Origin of the sequence: Albibacillus kandeliae, assembly GCF_003116585.1 — a bacterium.
Lineage (GTDB): Bacteria > Pseudomonadota > Alphaproteobacteria > Rhodobacterales > Rhodobacteraceae > Albibacillus > Albibacillus kandeliae.
On record NZ_QEHM01000003.1, the window covers coordinates 118,820 to 137,943 of the forward strand.

Genomic DNA, 19,124 nt, shown 5'->3' on the forward strand with positions numbered 1-19,124 from the left:
GGCAATGGCCCAGCAACCGAGACATGCAACGGATTGCCGAGGAACCGCCATGACCATCCATTCCGCCTCTGCCCGGCTCGACGGCGCAGATCCCGCCGACATCATCGCGCGGGTCGGCGCGGGCCTCGACCAGATGGATCAGCCCTATCGGGCCGACCCCGCGCAATGGCTCGACTACGACACCGGGATTGGCCTGATCCGGCTGCGGTCGAGCGATGGCGGGCTTGCCATCGACCTCGAAGCCGACAGCGCTGGCAACCTGCACATGCTGCGCGAGGGGATCACCTGGCAGCTCGACCAGCTGGGTCTGCCCGAGCAGGCCGCGCTCGACTGGGCTGACGCGCCCGACGCCGAACGGCATCCGCCGAACTTCCGCGTGGCGACCGTGCTGGCCAAGTCGCGCATCGGCGCCAGCTTCATCCGTCTGCGCCTCGCCGCGCCGGACCTTGAGGACTTCGCCCGCTCCGGCCTGCATTACCGCCTGCTGCTGCCGCCCGCCCGCCGCGACCCGAAATGGCCGGTGATCGGTGCCAACGGGCGGACCCTCTGGCCCGAGGGCGAGGATGCGCTGCACACCCCGGCCTATACGATCCGGGCCATCGACGCCGAGCGTGGCCACTTCGACACAGATATCCTGATCCACGGGCGCGGCCCGACCTGCGCCTGGGCCGAAACGGTCGAGGAAGGCGCCATCGTCGGACTCAGCGGGCCCGGCGGCGGCTGGCTTCCGGAGGGGCGCAAGCTGACCCTGCTGGGAGACGAAACCGCCCTGCCCGCCATCGCCCGCATCCTCGAAAGCTGTGCGCCCGACACCGTCGGAGAGGCGCTGATCCAGGTAGATGGAGAAGGGGATATCCAGCCGCTGGCGGCGCCCGAGGGTATCACGGTGACATGGCTGCTGCGCGGGCGCGATCCGGAACTCTCCGACGCGCTGGAGGCGCTGACGCTGCCCGAGGGCGAGGGCCGGTTCGCGTGGTTCGCTGCCGAGAAATCGCAGGCCGACCGCGCCCGCAAGTACCTGCGCGGCAAGGCCGGGTTCGACCGCAAGGAGGTCTACATCGCAGCCTATTGGGTCAACACCGACGGCGCGGACGACCTCAGCGGCGATAGATAAAGCAGCGCCCCTCGACAGCCCCCGACGGCAGCGGCAGTTCGACAAGGCTGTCGAAGTACATCCGGTCGCTCGACACCATCAGCCCGCCCGGCGCCAGCAGCGGTTCGACCAGCGGCGAGATGAGGCGGGCGAAATCGTCGTTCTTGGCCCGGTTGTGCCCGCCGAGGTCCGCGTGGACGAGGCTCGCCACCGGGCCGAAGCGGCGCAGCGCGGCGGGCAGTGTCTCGGTCACGTCGCCGAGGATCTGCATTGGCTCGGGCGGCGTGGAATCCGGGTGCGAGGCAATCGCACGCTCGAAGACGTAGATATCACGCCCCCGGATGCGTTCGAGCATGTGGTGATAGGTGCGGCCATTGCCGAGGCCCAGTTCGAACACCGGCCCCTCCATCGCGGCGGTCGCCTCGATCGAGGCATCGAGGCAGGCACGTTGAGAGACCATCCGGTCGATGAAAAGATCAAGACGGCTCATGTGCGGCTCCCTTGCTGTACCCGGCCACGCCGGCGCGACGCCCCCACTCATGCCAAAACCGCTGCAAAAAGTGTAGTGCGGCTGTTGCCGCGCCGTAACGTTCTTATGCAATTGGGATTTGACGAAACGCGGACTGGGCGTGAAGGTGACAAAAAGACATAATGATAAAAACGGATCGTGCCGCGACGTGCATGACCGAAGGGAGTGAAGACCGGCCTATGGCCCCGTTGTTGACAGTGGAGGATCTGAGCATTGCTTTCGGCAATCTCGATCCGGTCGTGCGAGATGTGAGCTTTTCCGTCGCGCCGGGTGAGACCCTCGCGCTGGTCGGGGAGTCCGGGTCCGGCAAGACGGTAACCTGCCGTGCGATCCTGCGTATCCTGCCCCGGGTGGCCCGCATCCGGTCGGGAACGATCATCCTGAACAGCCGCAAGGGCCCCATCGAGCTGACCAAGCTGAGCGAGCGCAAGATGCGCAAGGTTCGCGGCAGCCTCGTGTCCATGGTCTTTCAGGAGCCGATGCGGTCGCTCTCCCCCCTGCACCGGATCGGCAGCCAGGTGAGCGAAGTGCTCTGCCTGCACAAGGGGTGCAGCGAAAACGCGGCGCGTAAGCAGGTGCTCGAGACCTTCGAGCGCGTCGGCTTTCCCGATGTCGAGCGGGCCTACCGGGCCTATCCCTTCGAACTCTCGGGCGGGATGCGCCAACGCGCGATGATCGCGATGGCGATGGTGTCGAAACCGGAACTGCTGATCGCCGACGAACCCACGACCGCGCTGGACGTCACCACACAGGCGCAGGTGCTGGGCCTGATGAAGGAGCTTCAGGCCGAGACCGGGATGGCGATGATCCTTGTCACCCACGACCTCGGCGTGGTCGCGAACATGGCCGAGCAGGTGGTGGTGATGCACAAGGGCAGGATGATGGAGTCGGGCCCGGCCAAGCTGGTGATCCAGTCTCCCGCGCATCCCTACACCCAGCAGCTGTTCAACGCCGCGCCCTCGATCCCCGAGGATGTGGACCACAGCGCCGACGAGGAACCCACCGACCTGATCCTCGAACTCAGGTCGGTCTCGAAGACCTACCAGGTCCGCAGCAAGTCGATGATGAAGCCGCCGGTCACCATCGAGGCCTGCCGGGGCATCGACCTCGCCCTCGCGCGCGGTACCACGCTGGCCATCGTCGGCGAAAGCGGCTCGGGCAAGACCACCGCCGCACGCATCGCCCTTGGCGCCGAACTGCCCGATCCGGGTGGCGAGGTGCTGTTTCGCGAGGCGCGCGGGGCAAAGCCCCTGCCCGTCCACGACATGACCCGCGCCGAGCGCATCGCCTTCCAGAAGAAGGCGCAAATGGTGTTCCAGGATCCCTATTCCTCGCTGAGCCCCCGGATGCGCGTTGCCGATGCGCTGTCCGAACCGCTCGACATTCACGGGATCGGATCGAGGAGCGAGCGGCGCGACCGTGCTGCCGCCATGCTGGAGCAGGTCGGACTCGGCAAGGACATGATGCAGCGCTATCCCCACGCCTTTTCCGGCGGGCAGCGCCAGCGCCTGTCCATCGCCCGTGCCCTGATGCTCGACCCGGCGCTGCTGGTCTGCGACGAACCGACCTCGGCGCTCGATGTCTCGGTGCAGGACCAGATCCTGACGCTGCTGGAAGATATCCGCGACCGGTTGCACCTGAGCTACCTGTTCATCAGCCACGACCTTGCCGTGGTTGCCCGCATCGCCGACGAAGTCGCGGTCATGCGTCAGGGGCTGGTGGTCGAACAGGCCCCGCCGGACGTGCTGTTCAACAACCCTCGTCATCCCTACACCAAGGCCCTGATCGCCGCACAGCCGACGCCCGACATTTCACGCCCGATCAACCTGAAACTGGTTGCCCAGGGCGCCGGGTCTCCCGACAGCTGGCCCGAAGCCTTCCGTTTCACCGGCTCCGTGATACCGTCGCTTACGTCGTACGAACCTGGTCACAAGGTACGCTGCCATGTCTAGAATGATCCGATCCATCACCGCGCTTGCCCTCGCCGCGACCTTCGCCCTGCCCTTCCGCGCCGCCGCGGACCCGACCCTGGACGAAAGCGACTTTACCAAGGTGCAGGTCGCCAGCGGCGCCCTGCCGCCGGTGAGCGAGCGCGCCCCGGCCCATCCGCTTTTCGTCGATCTCGAGGCGAAGGGGCGGCAGTTCGGTGTGCCCGGCGGAACCCTCTCGACCCTCGTCGCACGTGACCGCGATATCCGGATGATGGTGGTCTACGGCTACGCCCGGCTTGTCGGGTACAACGAGAAATACGAGCTGGTGCCCGACATTCTTGAAAGCGTGGACAACGAGGACAACAAGGTCTTTACGCTCCACCTGCGGCCCGGGCACCGCTGGTCGGACGGCGCGCCCTTCACCTCCGAGGACTTCCGCTATTGGTGGGAGGACGTGGCCAACAACGACAAGCTGAGCCCCTCCGGCGCCCCCGACTTCCTGCGCTCCGGCGACGAATGGCCCACCGTCACCTTCCCGGACGAGACCACCGTGATTTATGCGTGGAACCGGCCCAACCCGAACTTTCTGCAGAGCCTTGCACAGGCGCGGCCGCCGTTCATCTACCGCCCCGCCCACTACATGAAGCAGTTCCACGCCAAGTACGTCGCGCCCGAGCAGCTCGAGGCCGAGGTCAAGGATGCACGCGTGAACAGCTGGGCCGCGCTGCACAACAAGCTCGACAACATGTACAACTTCGACAACCCGGACCTGCCGACGCTGCAGCCCTGGGTGAACGTGAGCGACGGCAAGAAGATCCGCCACGAGTTCGTGCGCAACCCCTATTTCCACCGCTTCGACAGCCACGGGATGCAGCTGCCCTATATCGACCGGGTCGAGATGGAGGTGGTGAGCGGCGGGCTGGTCGCGGCCAAGAGCAACGCGGGCGAGACCGACCTGCAGGCGCGCGGGCTCGACTTCCGCGATATCCCCATCCTGAAGAAGGGCGAGGAAGGCGGGCACTACCACACCCTGCTCTGGCCCAACGGGACAGCGAGCCAGATCGCGATCTACCCGAACCTCAACTATTCCGACCCGGTGTGGCGCGCCGTGCTGCGCGACGTGAACGTGCGCCGCGCGCTGTCGCTGGGCATCGACCGCGACACCATCAACCGCGCGCTCTATTTCCAGCTGGGCAAGCCCGGCGCCATGACCGTGCTACCGCAGAGCCCCTTCTTTGACGTCGCCAACCGCGAAGCCTGGGCCGCCTACGATCCGGCGCAGGCCAACCAGCTGCTGGACGCCGCCGGGCTCGACAAGCGCGACGCCAACGGCATCCGCCTGCTGTCGGACGGCCGCCCGATGGAACTGGTGGTCGAGACGGCTGGCGAGCGGCAGGAGGTGGAGAACGCCCTGCAGATCATCACCGACACGTGGAAGGATATCGGCGTCAAGCTGGTGATGCGCCCGCTGGATCGCGACATCCTGCGCAACCGGATCTACGCCGGCACCACCATGGCCGGCGTCTGGTACGGCTGGGACAACGGCATTCCGCAGGCCTATACCTCGCCCGACTACCTCGCGCCGCGCTATCAGGACTTCTTTGCCTGGCCGATGTGGGGGCAGTTCTACCAGACTGGCGGCGAGGTGGGTGAAGCGCCCGACATGGAGCCCGCCATCCGACTGATGGACCTCTCGCACGAGTGGGAGGTCGCGACCACCGACGAAGAGCGCAGCAAGGTCTGGCGCGAGATGCTGAAGATCCACGCCGACAACGTCTTCGGCATCGGAATTCTCGCCGAGGCGCCGCAGCCGGTGGTGGTTTCGGACCGGCTGATGAACGTGCCGACGCAGGCGACCTGGGCCTGGGACCCAGGCGCCCATTTCGGCATCCAGCGGCCCGACGAGTTCTTCTTCAAAGACGGCGGCGGCGGCTGATGGCCATTCTCCGCTATGCGCTCTACCGGTTCGCGACCATGCTGCTTACCCTCGTGGTCGTGTCGGCGCTGATCTTCCTGATCATCAATCTGCCGCCCGGGGACTACCTCTCGAACCAGATCGCCGAGTTGCGCTCGACCGGCCAGACCGCCGGTGTCGCCAAGGCCGAGTTCCTGCGGACCGAGTACGCGCTCGACCGGCCGCTCTGGGAGCAATACCTGATCTGGGTCGGCTTTGCCCCGGGGCCGCAGGGATTCTCCGGCCTGATCCAGGGCAACTTCGGCTGGTCCTTCGAATTCGACCGCCCCGTGAGCGAGATCGTGGGCGACAGCCTGTGGCTGACCGTGCTGGTGAACCTCGCCGCCGTGCTGTTCGTCTACCTCGTCGCACTGCCGCTCGGGGTATTGGCCGCAGCGCGGTCGCGCACCTGGGTCGACTACACCTCGGCCTTCGTCGGCTACCTCGGCCTCGCCACGCCCAACTTCCTCCTGGCGCTGATCCTGTTCTATTATGGTCACCGCTGGTTCAACCTGCCGATCGGCGGCCTGATGGACCCGGCATTCGAGGGTCAGCCGATGAGCTGGGACAAGGTCCAGTCGATCCTGCTGCACCTGATCGTGCCGACCTTTGTCATCGGCACCTCGGGCGCGGCGGCGATGATGCAGCGGCTGCGGGCCAACCTGCTGGATGAGCTTGGCAAGCCCTACGTCGAAACCGCCATCGCCAAGGGCATGAGCCCGCCGCGGATGCTGGTGAAATACCCGCTGCGGATGGCGTTCAACCCCTTCGTCGCCGATATCGGCAACCTGCTGCCCGCGATGGTGTCCGGCTCGGTGCTGGTTTCGGTCGTCCTCGGCCTGCAGACCATCGGGCCGACCCTGCTGACCGCGCTGAAGACACAGGACCAGTTCCTCGCCGGGTTCGTCCTGATGTTCGTGGCGCTGCTGACACTTGTCGGAACCATGATCTCGGATGTGCTTCTGATGCTGCTCGACCCGAGGATCCGCTACGAGGGACGCAAGGCATGACCCAGCTTCCCGACGGGCGGTTCGTCGATGACGCGCCGTATGATCCGCAACAGTCGATCCGCCAGATCGAGCGCGCCGACCTCGACGCCCCGAACTGGCTGCTGGTGTGGCGCCGGTTCCGGCAGCACAAGCTGGGCCTGATCTCGGGCGTCTTCCTGCTGCTCTGCTACCTGATGCTGCCCATCGCGGGCTTCATCTCGCCCTACACCCCGAACGAACGGCACTCCGATCACCTCTACGCTCCGCCGCAGGGCATTCACCTGTGGCACGAGGGCAGGTTCATCGGACCTCATGTTTACCCGATGACCTCGAAGGCCAACCTCGAGACCTTCAAGTGGGAGTTCGTGCCAGACACCGAGAACCCGGCAAGGCTGCGGTTCTTCTGCGAGGGATCGACCTACAAGCTTGCCGGGCTGATCCCGAGCGATACTCACCTGTTCTGCGCGCCGGAGGGCTCGACCGTCTTTGTCTGGGGCTCGGACCGGCTGGGACGCGACGTGTTCAGCCGCATCCTCTACGGCGCGCAGCTGTCGCTGACCGTCGGCCTGATCGGCATCACCGTCTCCTTCGTGCTCGGCATCTTCTTTGGATCCATCGCCGGGTACTTCGGCGGCGGCATCGACTGGGTGATCAACCGCGCCATCGAGATCCTGCGTTCGCTGCCCGAGCTGCCGCTCTGGCTGGCACTCTCGGCGGCGGTGCCGTCGAACTGGGGGCCGGTCTCGGTCTTCTTCATCATCTCGGTGATCCTCGGCATCCTTGACTGGCCCGGCCTCGCGCGCTCGGTCCGCGCCAAGTTCCTTGCCCTGCGAGAGGAGGAGTACGTGCGCGCAGCCGAGATGATGGGCGCCAGTTCCGGACGGGTGATCCGGCGCCACCTGATCCCCAACTTCACGTCGCACCTGATCGCCTCGGCGACGCTGTCGATCCCGGCCATGATCCTTGGTGAGACCGCGCTGTCCTACCTCGGGCTGGGCCTGCGTGCCCCGGCGGTCAGCTGGGGCGTCATGCTGAACGACGCGCAGAACCTCGTGAACGTCGAACTCTACTGGTGGACGGCGATCCCGATGCTGCCGATCATCATCGTGGTGCTGGCGTTCAACTTCCTCGGGGACGGTCTGCGCGACTCGCTGGACCCCTATCACAGCTGATCCAATGCGGCGGGCCCCGGCGGCCCGCCATCATTGCGCCACAGCTGTTACCGTCCCAAATTATCGCACAATTTTCCTAAATTTAGAGAAATTGGGAATTTTCCCAGTCCAATCCGGGCCTTTTCCCGCCCCGGGTTTTGGGGATTTGCCGCGCGGTCCTCATACTGCCGGATAGGCTTTGTGTCCGGGTTCACAGACAGGGTCACAGTTCCGGCCCAGAATGACCCCACCCCGGATGCAGAGGAACCAAAGTTACCGAGTACCGTTGTGAAAGCGAGAAAGTTATGAGGTCCGACATGAAAGACTACGCCTTCGATCTTGCCGATTTCCCGGCCAACCAGCCGATGCCGACGGTCTGGAGCGACCGCGTGCGGGGCACGATGGAAACCGCGCTGGACAGCGAATCCGCCATTTCCCTCGCCTGCCATGTCAGCTCGGCCTTCACCAATGCGACCGACTGGGACGGTCTGATCGCGGCACTGGACGAGCGCGGGTTTCACCTGCGCTTTGACGAGGACCGGCTGGTGCTGGTCAACGAACTGACCGGCGTTTCCCTCTGCACCTGCGCCTCGCTCGGCCATTCGCGCGCCGTTCTGACCGAACGCCTTGGCAAGCCCACTGTGCAGGCCGAGACCGGGCGTCTCGTCTCCCGTCGTCAGCCCGAGTGATCCGACACGACCCTAGCGTTCGTCGCCCGACATCGCGTCGTCGATCATATCCTCGTCCATCGCCGCCTGCACCGCACCGGTCACCGCCTTGCGCTCTGCATCGCTCAGGTGCGCAACCTCGCCATCGGCCAGCCTGACCGTCACCTCGCGGTGGGCGAAGCGGATGCCCTTCTCGGCAAAGAGTTCGCGGATGCGCTCGTAAACCTTCTTGCGCACCACCCATTGATCGCCCGGCTTGGTCATGAACTTGACCCGGATGATCATCGCGCTGTCCTGCATCTCGATCACGCCCTGAGACTTGAGCGGCTGGAGGAAGGTCGGCCCGATCTCGGGATCGTCGAGCAGTTCCTGCCCCAGTTTCTTGATCAGCTTGCGCACGGTCTCGACATCGGTGTCGTAGGTCACCCGCAGCGGCAGCTTCATCATCACCCAGTCCCGCGAGTAGTTGGTCAGCACCTTGATCTCGCCGAAGGGAATGGTGTGCAGCGCGCCGAGGTGATGGCGCAGCTGGAACGAGCGGACCGAGATCTTTTCGACCGTGCCTTTCACGCTCTCGATGTCGATGTACTCGCCCTTGCGGAAGGCGTCGTCGATCAGGAAGAACGCGCCCGAGAAGATGTCGCGCACCAGCGTCTGCGCGCCGAAGCCGACCGCGAGGCCGACCACCCCGGCGCCCGCGAACAACGGGCTGACGTTGACGCCAAGCTCCATCAGGGCGATCAGACCGATGGACACGACGACCACGGCGAGAATGGCGCCCCGGAACAGCGGCAGCAGCGTCGCGAGGCGGCTGGCTCCTCCGGCGCCGCCTTCGTCGCCCAGTTCCGCCACACCTGCATCCACCGACTCCTCGGCGATCTTGGTGTCGATCCAGATGCGGAAGAAGTGATAGATCACGTAGCCGATGAACAGGATCGCGATGACGTCCAGCAGGTTCTCGATGATATTCTCGTTCAGCACCGAGTTCTTCGGGTCCCAAATCCGCAGCAGCGCATAGGCCCCCGCCACGAAGGCGAGGATGCCGGCGACACGGCGGGCAAGGTCCTCGTAGGTGTTGAGGTCGGGCCGCCAGCGCGGGTGCGGCCCCTCCATGTCCTCGGCGGCCTCGGCCTCGGCCAGTTGGGCATTGACCCGCTCGCGCTGCATCCGGCGGTCGAAGTAGCGCTCGATCAGATAGTTGATCACCCCGTAGACGACGATGCCCGAGAGGAAGACGCCATAGGCCCCCGCCACCATCGGCAGGGACTCGGGCAGTTCCAGCACCAGCTTGTAGGCAAGGTCGAGCCAGCCGACGACCATGTAGAAGATCAGCACCGGCGCCCAGGCATGGGACACGGTGCGCGTGACCCATGTCAGGTCTTCCACCGGCTTGCCGCCGCGCAGTGCATTGGTGATCGCGCGGGCGTTGAACAGGATCATCAGGATATGCAGCAGCGCCCCGACAAGAGACAGCAGCCCGTAGAGGATCGCGTAGACGTTGTAGTTGAGCCCGAAGTCGTGGATCCAGGTGCTGAACAGCACCGTGATCGCGGCATAGCCCGCAAGGATCGCGGCCCAGTAGTAGAGCTTCTTGGCGTCCGCGTCCGAGAAGACCGGGATGCGGTACTGGGTCAGGAAGGGCGAGAGGATCATCCGCCAGACGTCAGACACCATCCGGGCCAGGAACCAGACGAGGAAGATCGAGGCCACGGTGAACTGAATCGACAGGTCGTCGGTGGTTCCGAAGAAGATCGTCAGCAGGATGTAGGCGACCAGCATCCCGAACAGCGTGCCGCCGATCCCCATGAAGAAGCGGAACACGAGGAAGGGCATCTTTTCGAGGTAGCCCTGCGGGTTCTCCTGCACCCGTCCGACGACGAACCGCCGCACCAGCCGCTTGCCGTAGATCTCGACAGCGGCGAAGCGGCCGATCACGAGGAACAAGGCGCACCACAGGAACACCCGGACGTAAGTGGTGATCTCGCCGGTCGGACTGGTGGCGCGCAGGATGTAGCGGACCTCGTTCAGCGAGTTCGGCAGGGCATCGACCCGATCGCGAAGGGTCTGGCGGAACTGCGACATCCCGGCCTGCGCCTTCATCAGGGCCGAGGCCCCCTTCATGCTGCTGCTCGGGTCCGCGGCGGGCGCGGTGCCCGGTGCGGACCCCGCTGCATCGGCTCCGTCAGCCGTGGTTCCCGCCGGCGCGGCGGTCGAGACGAGGTTGCCGTCGCGGTCGATGATCACCACGCTGACGCCGCTCCGCGCCGCCTCGCGGATCGCATCGGCCAGCGCGTTGTCGGAACCTTCCCCGGCCTGCGCCCCCTCGGCGTCCGCCGTTTCCGCCGTATCGGACCCCCGCGATGTGAGTTGGGAAATCTGGGCCGAGGCCAGGACCGGCAGGAGCTGGAAAAGGCAGAGGAATGCCAGGATACGCCCGGTGAATTTAAACATCTTTTCCTCATCTTTTCGACTGCCGGATACAGGCTACAGAAGCCTTCGGTTTCGCGCAATTGGCCTCCACGCAACAGTTCTTTACGATCAGGGGTTGCACAGACGGGATCGGGCAGGGTTACATGTTTTCAAACCACCCGGTTTTGGCTAGGAGGGGGCCAAAGCCCGATCCGTCACCGGAGCCGGGACCGAACGAGTGGCGCCAACCGTTGGTCCTGTGGACCGGCAAAACGCAGTACCGACCGGGGCGAGGGACAGATGATGGCCACGCGTTGTCGAAAGTTCGAAAGAACGGTCGCGGCCCTGTCATTGCCAGGGTCGGCACCTGAACCCCAGTTACGGATTGCGGAGTGACGATGACCCTCGTTTCCCAACGGCGCACGGCCCGTCCGCCCCGCATCATGCTCTACAGCCACGACACCTTCGGGTTGGGGCACCTGCGCCGCTCGCGCGCATTGGCGCAGGCGATCACGCAGGCGGACCCCGCGGCCTCGGCCCTGATCCTGACCGGCTCGCCGGTGGCCGGACGGTTCGACTTTCCGCGCCGGGTCGACCACGTGCGCCTGCCCGGTGTCACCAAGCGCCGGGACGGCTCCTATGTCAGTCAGACCATGGGCATGGACATCGACGAGACGACCGAGCTGCGCTCGGCCCTGATCCGCTCGACCGCCGAGCAGTACGACCCCGACGTGCTGATCGTCGACAAGGAGCCCACCGGATTTCGCGGCGAGCTGATACCGACGCTGGACATGCTGCACGCCGAGGGGCGGACGATGCTGGTGCTGGGCCTGCGCGATGTCCTCGACGAACCCGAGGTGCTGGCGGCCGAGTGGGAGCGCAAGCACGCCGTCGAAGCGACCGAGCGGTTCTATGACGAGATCTGGGTCTATGGCCCGCGCTCGATCTACGACCCGACCGCCGGTCTGCCGCTGAGCCCGGCCGTGCGCGCCCGGATGCACTGGACCGGCTACCTGCGGCGCGAGTTGCCCTGCCCGGTCGAACCGCCGGAACAGCCCTATATCCTGATCACGCCCGGCGGCGGCGGTGACGGGCAGGCGATGGTCGACCTCGTCCTCTCCGCCTACGAGACCGACCCCGAGCTTGGGCCCCGTGCCATGCTGGTCTACGGCCCCTTCCTTTCCGGCGAGGTCCGCGCGGAGTTCGAGGTCCGTGTCGCTGCGCTTGGCGGGCGGGTGAGTGCCGTCGGCTTCGAATCGCGGATCGAGAACCTGTTCGCGGGCGCGCAGGGCGTCGTCTGCATGGGCGGCTACAACACCTTCTGCGAGGTGCTGTCCTTCGACAAGCGCGCGGTGATCGTGCCCCGGACCGTACCGCGGCTGGAACAGTGGCTGCGGGCGAGCCAGGCCGAGGACATTGGCCTGATCCGGATGCTGGACGAAACGCGCGACGGCATGACCGTGGCCTCGATGATCGCGGCCATCCGCAACCTGCCACACCAGCCGCTGCCCTCCGAGGCCCATTCGGACGAGTTGCTGGGCGGGCTGGACTACGTGACCGATCGGATCAGGGTGCTGCTCTCGGGACAGGCGGAGCGGGCCGCCGGATGATTCAGGACCGAGCGCCGCTCGCGGTCGTGCTGAAGGGCTGGCCGCGCCTGTCGGAAACCTTCATCGCGCAGGAACTGGTGGCGCTGGAGGAGGCCGGGCACCGGTTCGAGCTGTGGTCGCTGCGACACCCGACCGACCGCAAGACCCACCCGCTGCACGACCGGCTGCACGCGCCGGTGAACTACCTTCCCGAGTATCTCCACGAAGAACCCGAACGGGTCTGGCGCGCACGGGCCGTGGCCCAGCAGCTGCCCGGCTATGCGCAGGCGCTGGCGCTCTGGCGCGCCGACCTGCGACGTGACACCAGCACCAACCGGGTGCGTCGCTTTGGCCAGGCCTGTGTCCTGGCTGCCGAACTGCCGCCGGAGGTGCGGGGTATCTACGCCCATTTCCTGCACACGCCCGCCTCGGTCGCGCGCTATGCGGCGGTGATGCGCGGCCTGCCCTGGGCCTTCTCCGCCCATGCCAAGGACATCTGGACCTCGCCCGACTGGGAGCTGCGGGAAAAGCTGACAACCGATGCGGGCGGCGCGCGGTTCGGCGCGACCTGCACGGCGCTGAACGCCGAGCACCTGCGCGACCTGTCACAGGCGCCCGACCGGATCGACCTTGTCTATCACGGGCTGGACCTGTCGCGCTTTCCCCCGGCCCCGGACCGCCCCCCGCGCCGTGCCGGTGACCGGATGAACATGCTCTCGGTGGGCCGGCTGGTCGAAAAGAAGGGGTTCGATCGTCTGATCGAGGCGCTGGCCCTGCTGCCCGCCGGGCTCGACTGGCGCTGGGTGCATATCGGCGGCGGCACGCTGGCCGGCGAGATGGCGGAGCTTGCGCAGGCACGTGGTGTCGCCGACCGGATCGACTGGCGCGGGGCCTGTGACCAGCCGGACGTGATCGAGGCCATGCGCGACGCCGACCTCTTTGTTCTGCCGAGCCGCGTGGCGCGCGATGGCGACCGGGACGGGCTGCCCAACGTGCTGATGGAAGCGGCCTCGCAGAAGCTGCCGATCCTGTCGACGCCGGTTTCGGCGATCCCCGAGTTCATCGAGAGTGGCGCGCAGGGCCTGCTGGTCTCTGACACGCCCGCCGACCTTGCCGATGCGATCCTCCGCGTGGCCGATCACCCGGACGAGGCGCGCCGCATGGCCGAGGCCGCGCACCGTCGCCTGTACGAGAGTTTCACCATGCAGCCCGGGATCGCACTGTTGGGCGCGCGGCTGAATGCGCTGATCGGCTGCGGAGCCGAGGCATGAAGCTGGCCTTTTACGCCCCGATGAAGCCCCCAGGCCATCCGACGCCCTCGGGCGACCGGGCGATGGCGCGCAACCTGATGCTGGCGCTCGGAGAGCGCGAGACCGTGTCCGACCTGCGTCTCTACGATCCTGCGGGCGATGCCGGGGCGCAGGACCGCCTGTTCGAGGCCGCCCGGGACGAGGCCGCTCGGCTGGTCGATGCCCTGACCGGCGCGCCGCCGCAGGCCTGGGTGACCTATCACAACTACTACAAGGCGCCCGACCTCGTCGGGCCCGCCGTCTGCAAGGCGCTGAACCTGCCATACGTGCTGATCGAGGCAACGCGGGCGAAGAGCCGCCTGACCGGCCCATGGGCGCGCTTTGCCTCAGCCGCCGAGGCCGCCAGCGATGCCGCCGACCTGATCTTCTATCTGACCGAGCAGGACCGGGCCACGTTGGAGCGCGACCGTCCCGCCGGGCAGGACCTGCGCCACCTCCACCCCTTCCTGCCGCTGGAGTCGCTGCCCTCGCCTGCCGCCGACGCGGGCAGCCAAGCCACCCTGCTGGCCGTGGGCATGATGCGGCAGGGCGACAAGCTCGCCTCCTACCGCGTCATCGCCGAGGTACTGGGCCTGATCAGCCACCCCGACTGGCGGCTGGAGATCGTCGGCGATGGCGATGCCCGAGACGAAATCGCCGCGCTGATGGCGCCATACGGTGACCGTGTGCGCCAGCTGGGCCGGCTCGACGGCCCGGATCTGGCCGCCGCCTATGCCCGCGCCGCCGCCTTTGTCTGGCCCGGCGTGAACGAAGCCTATGGCATGGTGTATCTCGAAGCGCAGGCTGCCGGATTGCCCGTGGTGGCGCAGGACCGCCCCGGGGTGCGCGACGTGCTCGCCACTCCCGGTACTCCGCTGGAGGACGGTGCCCCCGCGGTCGCCCGGCGGATCGACGCGCTGCTGGCGGACCGCACGGCGCGACAGGCTGAAGGCGAACGCGCCCGCGCCCATGTGGCCGCGCACCACCTGCTGCCCGCCGCGCGCGAGACCCTGCTGCCCGCGATCCGGGCCCTCGCGGGGGCGACCGCATGATCCGGCTTGCCCTGTTGCGCCACGGTGTGACCCCGTGGAACCGCGCCCACCGGATCCAGGGCCGCAGCGACATCCCGCTGGATGCCGAGGGCGCCGAGGCCCTCGCCGGGCTTCGCCTGCCCGAGCCGTGGAACCGCGCCGAGCTGTGGTCGAGCCCTCTGCTGCGGGCCTGCCAGAGCGCCGAACTGCTGACCGGGCAGACGCCGCGTACCGACGAGGCGCTGATCGAGATGAACTGGGGCGCATGGGAGGGGCTGCACGGCGCCGACCTCTTGGCCGACCCGGAGAGCGGGTTCCGCGATATCGAGAACTGGGGCTGGGATTATCGCCCGCCCGGAGGCGAGTCCCCGCGCGACCTGTGGATCCGGCTCGAACCCTGGCTTGTGGGGCTGACCGGCGACGCGGTGGCCGTCTGCCACATCGGCGTCATGCGCATCCTGCTGGCGCGCGCACATGACTGGGAGTTCGACGGCCCCGCCCCCTTCCGCGTCAAGCGCAACCGCCTATTCGTGCTGACGTTCGACGGCAACCGGTTGCGTCCGGAGGGCGACCCCGTGCGGCTGGTCACGAGGGAGGACGCCGGGTGAAGGTCCTGATCGTCGTCACCCACCTCCTCGGGACGGGGCACCTGTCGCGGGCCCTGACCCTTGCGCGCGCTTTCGTGGCAGCGGGGCACCGGGCTCGCGTCGTCTCGGGCGGGATGCCTGCGCCGCAGCTCGTCTCGGACGGCATCGAACTGGAGCAGCTCCCCCCGCTGCGCTCGGACGGGACCGACTTCAGCCGCCTGCTTGACGCCGAGAGCGCCGTCGCCGGCCCCGACCTGCTGACCGCCCGCCGCGATGCCCTCGCGGTGACGGTGCTGGCGTTTCAGCCCGACATCCTGATCACCGAGCTCTTCCCCTTTGGCCGCCGCATCCTGACCGACGAGTTCCTCGCCCTGCTGGAGAGCGCCGCAGCGCTGACCAAGCCGCCGCTGGTGCTGTCCTCGGTCCGTGACATCCTTGCCCCGCCGTCCAAGCCCGCGCGCGCCGAACGCGCCGCCGAGATCCTCGCCAACCTGTACGACGGCGTCCTGGTGCACTCCGACGCCGCGACCATGCCGCTAGAGGCAAGCTGGCCGGTGAGCGAGACTGTCCGGCCTCTGCTGCGCTACACCGGCTATGTCGCCCCGGCCCCGGCCAAGCCTCACCCCGAGGGGACGGGCACGGGCGAGATCGTGGTCAGCGCGGGCGGCGGTGCCGTTGGAGAGACCCTGTTCCGCGCCGCCGCGCGGGCCGCCGTAGAGCAGCCCGACCAAACGTGGCGCATCCTCGTGGGCGGTGCCGATCACGGCGCGCTGGTGGTCGAATTGCGCGCCCTCGTCGAAGGAACGGCGAGCATCGTCGAACCTGCGCGCAGCGACTTCCGGCAGCTGCTGCCGCGCGCCGCGGCCTCGGTCAGCATGTGCGGCTACAACACCGCGATCGACCTGCTGATGGCGGGCACCCCGGCGGTACTGGTGCCCTTCGACGCGGGGAACGAGGTGGAACAGGGGCTGAGGGCGCACTCTCTCGCCCGCCTCCCGGGGTTCAGCGTGCTCGCCTCGGCAGACCTGAGCCCCGATACGCTGCTGCGCGCAGTGGAGCTGGTGCGGCAGGCACCGCGCCGCCCGGTCGACCTCGGCCAGTTTGACGGCGCGGCGCGATCCGTGGCAATCGCGGTGGACATGGCGGAAGGACGGCAATGACCCTCGACTGGCAGGCGCTGGACACCGAACTCGCCCTCTGGCGCGACGCGGGGCTCACGTTGCCGCTGTGGTGGCGCGACGACGACGCGGTGCAAGACACGGCGGCGCTCGACCGGCTTGGTTCCCTGTCGATCCGGCACGGCCTGCCGGTGCACCTCGCCATCATCCCGGCGGGCGCGCAACCGGGCCTCGCCGCCCCGCTCCGCGCCCACCGGATGATCCCCCTCGTGCACGGCTGGGCCCATGCCAACCACGCCCCGGCCGGGGAAAAGAAATCCGAGTTCCGCCCGCACCGCCCGCTGCCCGAACGCCTTGCCGAGGCGCGCCGGGGCATGGCGCGGCTGACCGAGGTGCTGGGCATGGCCCCGGCACCGCTCTTCGTGCCGCCTTGGAACCGCATCGGAGCCGACATGGCCGCCGCGCTGCCCGAGGCGGGCTATGCCGCGCTCTCGACCTTCGGCCCGCGCAGCACGCCCGAGGTGGCGCCCGGGGTGCTGGCGGTCAACACCCATCTTGATCCCATCGACTGGCACGGCACCCGCTCGCTGCGACCGGCCGCAGACCTCCTCGCTCAGCTCGTCGCCGACCTCTGCGCGCGGCGCGCGGGGCGCCACGACAATGGCGAACCCTACGGTCTGCTGACTCACCACCTCGTCCACGACGAGGCGATCTGGGGGTTTGTCGACGCCCTGCTGACACGCCTGATGGACGGCCCCGTCACGCCTTGGTCGGCCCTGACACTGGAGGACACCCCGCGATGAGCCGACTGGACAGCGTTCTGCGCCGCCTGACCGCACAGCGCGACGGCCTGAACTGGGTCGCCGGACAACTCGGCGACCTCCCCGGCGACATCGGCGAGTACGGCCTCGGCAACGGGCGCACCTACGACCACATCCGCGAGCTGATGCCCGACCGCACCATCTGGGTCTTCGACCGCGAGCAGAACTGCCACCCCTCCTGCATTCCGCCCGAAGAGAACTTCCTGCGGGGTGAGGCCGACGCGATGATGGAAATCCTGATCGCGAAGGGGGTGAAATTCGCCCTCGCCCACTACGACTTCGGCCACGGGGTAAACGCCGTCGACTGGGCCGAATCCGCGCGCCTCTCGCCGCTGATCGCGAAACTCATGGTGCCGGGCGGCCTGCTGGTCTCGGGCCAGCCGCTGGTCGGCTTCACCGAGATCGTCGGCCCGCCCGGCATCCCCTCGCAACGCTACATGTTCTACCGCGCCTGAGGGGGCGCGAATTTGAGGTTCCCATGACCCCGACACGCTACGCCATCTACTACGTCCCCGACGAGGGCGCGGACTGGGCGCGCTTCTGCACCTCCTGGCTCGGCTGGGACATGATAGCCGCCGCCCCCGCGCCGCATCCGGAGCTGTCCGGCCTGCCGCTGCCGGTCGAGGAGATCACCAAGACCCCGCGCAAGTACGGGCTGCACGCAACGCTGAAACCGCCGTTCCGGCTGGCCGAAGGGCAGGACGCGGCGGCCTTGGAGACGGCCTGCGCCACGATGGCGGCGGGTCTCTCGCCCTTCGACCTCGACGGCCTGTCGCTTCAGCGCCTCGGCAGCTTTCTCGCGCTGCAGATCGAGGGGGACGCGGCCCCGATGAACGCGCTGGCGGCGACCTGCGTCGAGGCGCTCGACGCCTTCCGCGCCCCGGCCCCGCCGGAGGAGCTGGAACGCCGCCGCGCCGCGGGGCTCTCGGCGGCGCAGGAAGACAACCTCGCGCGCTGGGGCTATCCCTATGTCATGGAGAGCTTCCGCTTCCACGTCACCCTCTCGGGCCGCCTCGGCAAGGGCGATCTCGCCGCCGTGCAGGCAGCACTGGACCACGCCCTCTCGCCGATGCTGCCCGCCCCGTTCCCCATCCACGACATCGCCCTCGCCGGCGAGGCGCCGGACGGGCGCTTTCACCTGATCCGCCGCTTCCCGCTAGGCGGCTGACCCCACCTGATCGAAAGGACCACCCAATGACCCTCTCGGAAAAGACCGTCATCATCACCGGCGCCAGCCGCGGGATCGGCGCCGCCACGGCGCGCCACTTCGCCGAGGCCGGGGCCCGCGTGGTCCTCGCGGCCCGCGGTGCAACCGCGATCGAAGCCATCGCCGACGAGATCAACGCGGCCGGCGGCCGGGCCCTTGCCGTGCCTTGCGACGTGGCCGACTGGGCCTCGGTCTCGGCCCTTGTCGCGCGCACGCGCGAGGCCTTTGCCACGGTGGATGTCCTGATCAACAACGCCGGGGTGATCGAACCCATTGCTCGCCTCGACGAGAGCGATCCGGCCGAATGGGGCAAGGTCGTCGACATCAACCTCAAGGGCGTCTACCACGGCATTCGCGCCGCACTGCCGGTGATGCTGGGTCAGGGCGGCGGCACCATCATCAACATCAGCTCCGGCGCCGCCACCGGCGCGCTGGAGGGCTGGAGCCACTACTGCGCCACCAAGGCCGCCGTGCTCTCGCTGACCAGATGCACCGACACCGAGTACCGCGATCACGGCATCCGCGTCATGGGCCTCAGCCCGGGCACCGTTGCCACCGAGATGCAGGTTCAGATCAAGGCCTCCGGCGTGAACCCGGTCAGCCAGCTCGACTTCTCGGTCCACATCCCGCCCGAATACGTGGCCAAGGGCCTCGCCTTCCTCTGCACGCCGGGCGGCGATGCCTTCCTCGGCACCGATTTCTCGCTGAAGACCGAGGAAGGGCGCCGGTTGGCGGGGCTGCCGTCTGCCTGAGGCCGC

General features: G+C 67.8%; 17 protein-coding genes. 15 read left to right on the forward strand and 2 right to left on the reverse strand.

Annotation, left to right across the window (positions count from 1 at the left end; translation table 11 throughout):
• Window positions 1-49: 49 nt before the first annotated feature.
• Window positions 50-1,114, forward strand: a complete 1,065-nt coding sequence (locus DDT93_RS06535; RefSeq protein ID WP_198654800.1) for a siderophore-interacting protein — start codon at window positions 50-52, stop codon at window positions 1,112-1,114.
• Here DDT93_RS06535 and DDT93_RS06540 read toward each other — a convergent pair.
• Complete coding sequence (locus DDT93_RS06540) at window positions 1,098-1,583, reverse strand: class I SAM-dependent methyltransferase (protein ID WP_109465014.1); 486 nt, start codon at window positions 1,581-1,583, stop codon at window positions 1,098-1,100. The two genes, DDT93_RS06535 and DDT93_RS06540, sit on opposite strands and share 17 nt — an antisense overlap.
• Window positions 1,584-1,801: 218 nt before the next feature.
• Between DDT93_RS06540 and DDT93_RS06545 the strand changes: the two genes are divergently transcribed.
• From DDT93_RS06545 to DDT93_RS06565, 5 genes are all read left to right on the forward strand, one after another.
• Window positions 1,802-3,574, forward strand: a complete 1,773-nt coding sequence (locus DDT93_RS06545; protein ID WP_109465015.1) for an ABC transporter ATP-binding protein — start codon at window positions 1,802-1,804, stop codon at window positions 3,572-3,574.
• Window position 3,575: 1 nt separating this feature from the next.
• Window positions 3,576-5,489, forward strand: a complete 1,914-nt coding sequence (locus tag DDT93_RS06550; RefSeq protein ID WP_232825419.1) for an ABC transporter substrate-binding protein — start codon at window positions 3,576-3,578, stop codon at window positions 5,487-5,489.
• Window positions 5,489-6,517 carry an ABC transporter permease gene (locus tag DDT93_RS06555; protein ID WP_109465017.1) on the forward strand — a complete coding sequence of 343 codons (1,029 nt, stop codon included), beginning with the start codon at window positions 5,489-5,491 and terminating at the stop codon, window positions 6,515-6,517. Before DDT93_RS06550 ends, DDT93_RS06555 begins: the two co-directional genes overlap by 1 nt.
• Window positions 6,514-7,668, forward strand: a complete 1,155-nt coding sequence (locus DDT93_RS06560) for an ABC transporter permease (protein ID WP_109465018.1) — start codon at window positions 6,514-6,516, stop codon at window positions 7,666-7,668. Before DDT93_RS06555 ends, DDT93_RS06560 begins: the two co-directional genes overlap by 4 nt.
• Window positions 7,669-7,964: 296 nt before the next feature.
• Entirely contained in the window at window positions 7,965-8,336 is a 372-nt protein-coding gene (locus DDT93_RS06565) for a hypothetical protein (RefSeq protein ID WP_157960117.1), read from the forward strand.
• Window positions 8,337-8,348: 12 nt separating this feature from the next.
• On the opposite strand, the gene DDT93_RS06570 is transcribed toward DDT93_RS06565, so the two are convergent.
• Window positions 8,349-10,766, reverse strand: a complete 2,418-nt coding sequence (locus tag DDT93_RS06570; protein ID WP_109465020.1) for a mechanosensitive ion channel family protein — start codon at window positions 10,764-10,766, stop codon at window positions 8,349-8,351.
• A 356-nt stretch (window positions 10,767-11,122) separates the two neighbouring features.
• Between DDT93_RS06570 and DDT93_RS06575 the strand changes: the two genes are divergently transcribed.
• The 9 genes from DDT93_RS06575 to DDT93_RS06615 are packed head-to-tail and all read left to right on the forward strand — an operon-like array spanning window position 11,123 to window position 19,118.
• Window positions 11,123-12,334 (forward strand): glycosyltransferase family protein, encoded by a 1,212-nt coding sequence (locus DDT93_RS06575; protein WP_109465021.1) that lies wholly within the window; start codon window positions 11,123-11,125, stop codon window positions 12,332-12,334.
• Window positions 12,331-13,584 carry a glycosyltransferase family 4 protein gene (locus DDT93_RS06580; protein ID WP_109465022.1) on the forward strand — a complete coding sequence of 418 codons (1,254 nt, stop codon included), beginning with the start codon at window positions 12,331-12,333 and terminating at the stop codon, window positions 13,582-13,584. The genes DDT93_RS06575 and DDT93_RS06580 overlap by 4 nt, the downstream gene beginning before the upstream one ends.
• Window positions 13,581-14,654 carry a glycosyltransferase family 4 protein gene (locus DDT93_RS06585; RefSeq protein ID WP_232825388.1) on the forward strand — a complete coding sequence of 358 codons (1,074 nt, stop codon included), beginning with the start codon at window positions 13,581-13,583 and terminating at the stop codon, window positions 14,652-14,654. Before DDT93_RS06580 ends, DDT93_RS06585 begins: the two co-directional genes overlap by 4 nt.
• Window positions 14,651-15,241, forward strand: coding sequence for a histidine phosphatase family protein (locus DDT93_RS06590; protein WP_109465023.1), 591 nt, complete (start codon window positions 14,651-14,653; stop codon window positions 15,239-15,241). The genes DDT93_RS06585 and DDT93_RS06590 overlap by 4 nt, the downstream gene beginning before the upstream one ends.
• Window positions 15,238-16,380 (forward strand): glycosyltransferase family protein, encoded by a 1,143-nt coding sequence (locus DDT93_RS06595; RefSeq protein WP_109465024.1) that lies wholly within the window; start codon window positions 15,238-15,240, stop codon window positions 16,378-16,380. The genes DDT93_RS06590 and DDT93_RS06595 overlap by 4 nt, the downstream gene beginning before the upstream one ends.
• Complete coding sequence (locus DDT93_RS06600; protein ID WP_109465025.1) at window positions 16,377-17,141, forward strand: polysaccharide deacetylase family protein; 765 nt, start codon at window positions 16,377-16,379, stop codon at window positions 17,139-17,141. The genes DDT93_RS06595 and DDT93_RS06600 overlap by 4 nt, the downstream gene beginning before the upstream one ends.
• The gene (locus tag DDT93_RS06605) at window positions 17,138-17,614 is read left to right on the forward strand and encodes a class I SAM-dependent methyltransferase (RefSeq protein WP_109465026.1); all 477 of its coding nucleotides are present in this window, start codon (window positions 17,138-17,140) and stop codon (window positions 17,612-17,614) included. Before DDT93_RS06600 ends, DDT93_RS06605 begins: the two co-directional genes overlap by 4 nt.
• Before the next feature lie 23 nt (window positions 17,615-17,637).
• Window positions 17,638-18,327: a DUF1045 domain-containing protein gene (locus tag DDT93_RS06610; RefSeq protein WP_109465027.1), complete on the forward strand. Its 690-nt coding sequence runs from the start codon at window positions 17,638-17,640 to the stop codon at window positions 18,325-18,327.
• A 26-nt stretch (window positions 18,328-18,353) separates the two neighbouring features.
• Window positions 18,354-19,118 carry an SDR family oxidoreductase gene (locus tag DDT93_RS06615; RefSeq protein ID WP_109465028.1) on the forward strand — a complete coding sequence of 255 codons (765 nt, stop codon included), beginning with the start codon at window positions 18,354-18,356 and terminating at the stop codon, window positions 19,116-19,118.
• The last annotated feature ends 6 nt before the right edge of the window (window positions 19,119-19,124 follow it).

Coding starts and splice junctions, on each gene's coding strand:
- DDT93_RS06585 (WP_232825388.1), top strand. CDS start 13,581: ATGAAGCTGGCCTTTTACGCCCCGATGAAGCCCCCAGGCCATCCGACG.
- DDT93_RS06605 (WP_109465026.1), top strand. CDS start 17,138: ATGAGCCGACTGGACAGCGTTCTGCGCCGCCTGACCGCACAGCGCGAC.
- DDT93_RS06535 (WP_198654800.1), top strand. CDS start 50: ATGACCATCCATTCCGCCTCTGCCCGGCTCGACGGCGCAGATCCCGCC.
- DDT93_RS06615 (WP_109465028.1), top strand. CDS start 18,354: ATGACCCTCTCGGAAAAGACCGTCATCATCACCGGCGCCAGCCGCGGG.
- DDT93_RS06560 (WP_109465018.1), top strand. CDS start 6,514: ATGACCCAGCTTCCCGACGGGCGGTTCGTCGATGACGCGCCGTATGAT.
- DDT93_RS06610 (WP_109465027.1), top strand. CDS start 17,638: ATGACCCCGACACGCTACGCCATCTACTACGTCCCCGACGAGGGCGCG.
- DDT93_RS06590 (WP_109465023.1), top strand. CDS start 14,651: ATGATCCGGCTTGCCCTGTTGCGCCACGGTGTGACCCCGTGGAACCGC.
- DDT93_RS06545 (WP_109465015.1), top strand. CDS start 1,802: ATGGCCCCGTTGTTGACAGTGGAGGATCTGAGCATTGCTTTCGGCAAT.
- DDT93_RS06555 (WP_109465017.1), top strand. CDS start 5,489: ATGGCCATTCTCCGCTATGCGCTCTACCGGTTCGCGACCATGCTGCTT.
- DDT93_RS06570 (WP_109465020.1), bottom strand. CDS start 10,766: ATGTTTAAATTCACCGGGCGTATCCTGGCATTCCTCTGCCTTTTCCAG.
- DDT93_RS06600 (WP_109465025.1), top strand. CDS start 16,377: ATGACCCTCGACTGGCAGGCGCTGGACACCGAACTCGCCCTCTGGCGC.
- DDT93_RS06540 (WP_109465014.1), bottom strand. CDS start 1,583: ATGAGCCGTCTTGATCTTTTCATCGACCGGATGGTCTCTCAACGTGCC.
- DDT93_RS06580 (WP_109465022.1), top strand. CDS start 12,331: ATGATTCAGGACCGAGCGCCGCTCGCGGTCGTGCTGAAGGGCTGGCCG.
- DDT93_RS06550 (WP_232825419.1), top strand. CDS start 3,576: ATGATCCGATCCATCACCGCGCTTGCCCTCGCCGCGACCTTCGCCCTG.
- DDT93_RS06565 (WP_157960117.1), top strand. CDS start 7,965: ATGAAAGACTACGCCTTCGATCTTGCCGATTTCCCGGCCAACCAGCCG.
- DDT93_RS06575 (WP_109465021.1), top strand. CDS start 11,123: ATGACCCTCGTTTCCCAACGGCGCACGGCCCGTCCGCCCCGCATCATG.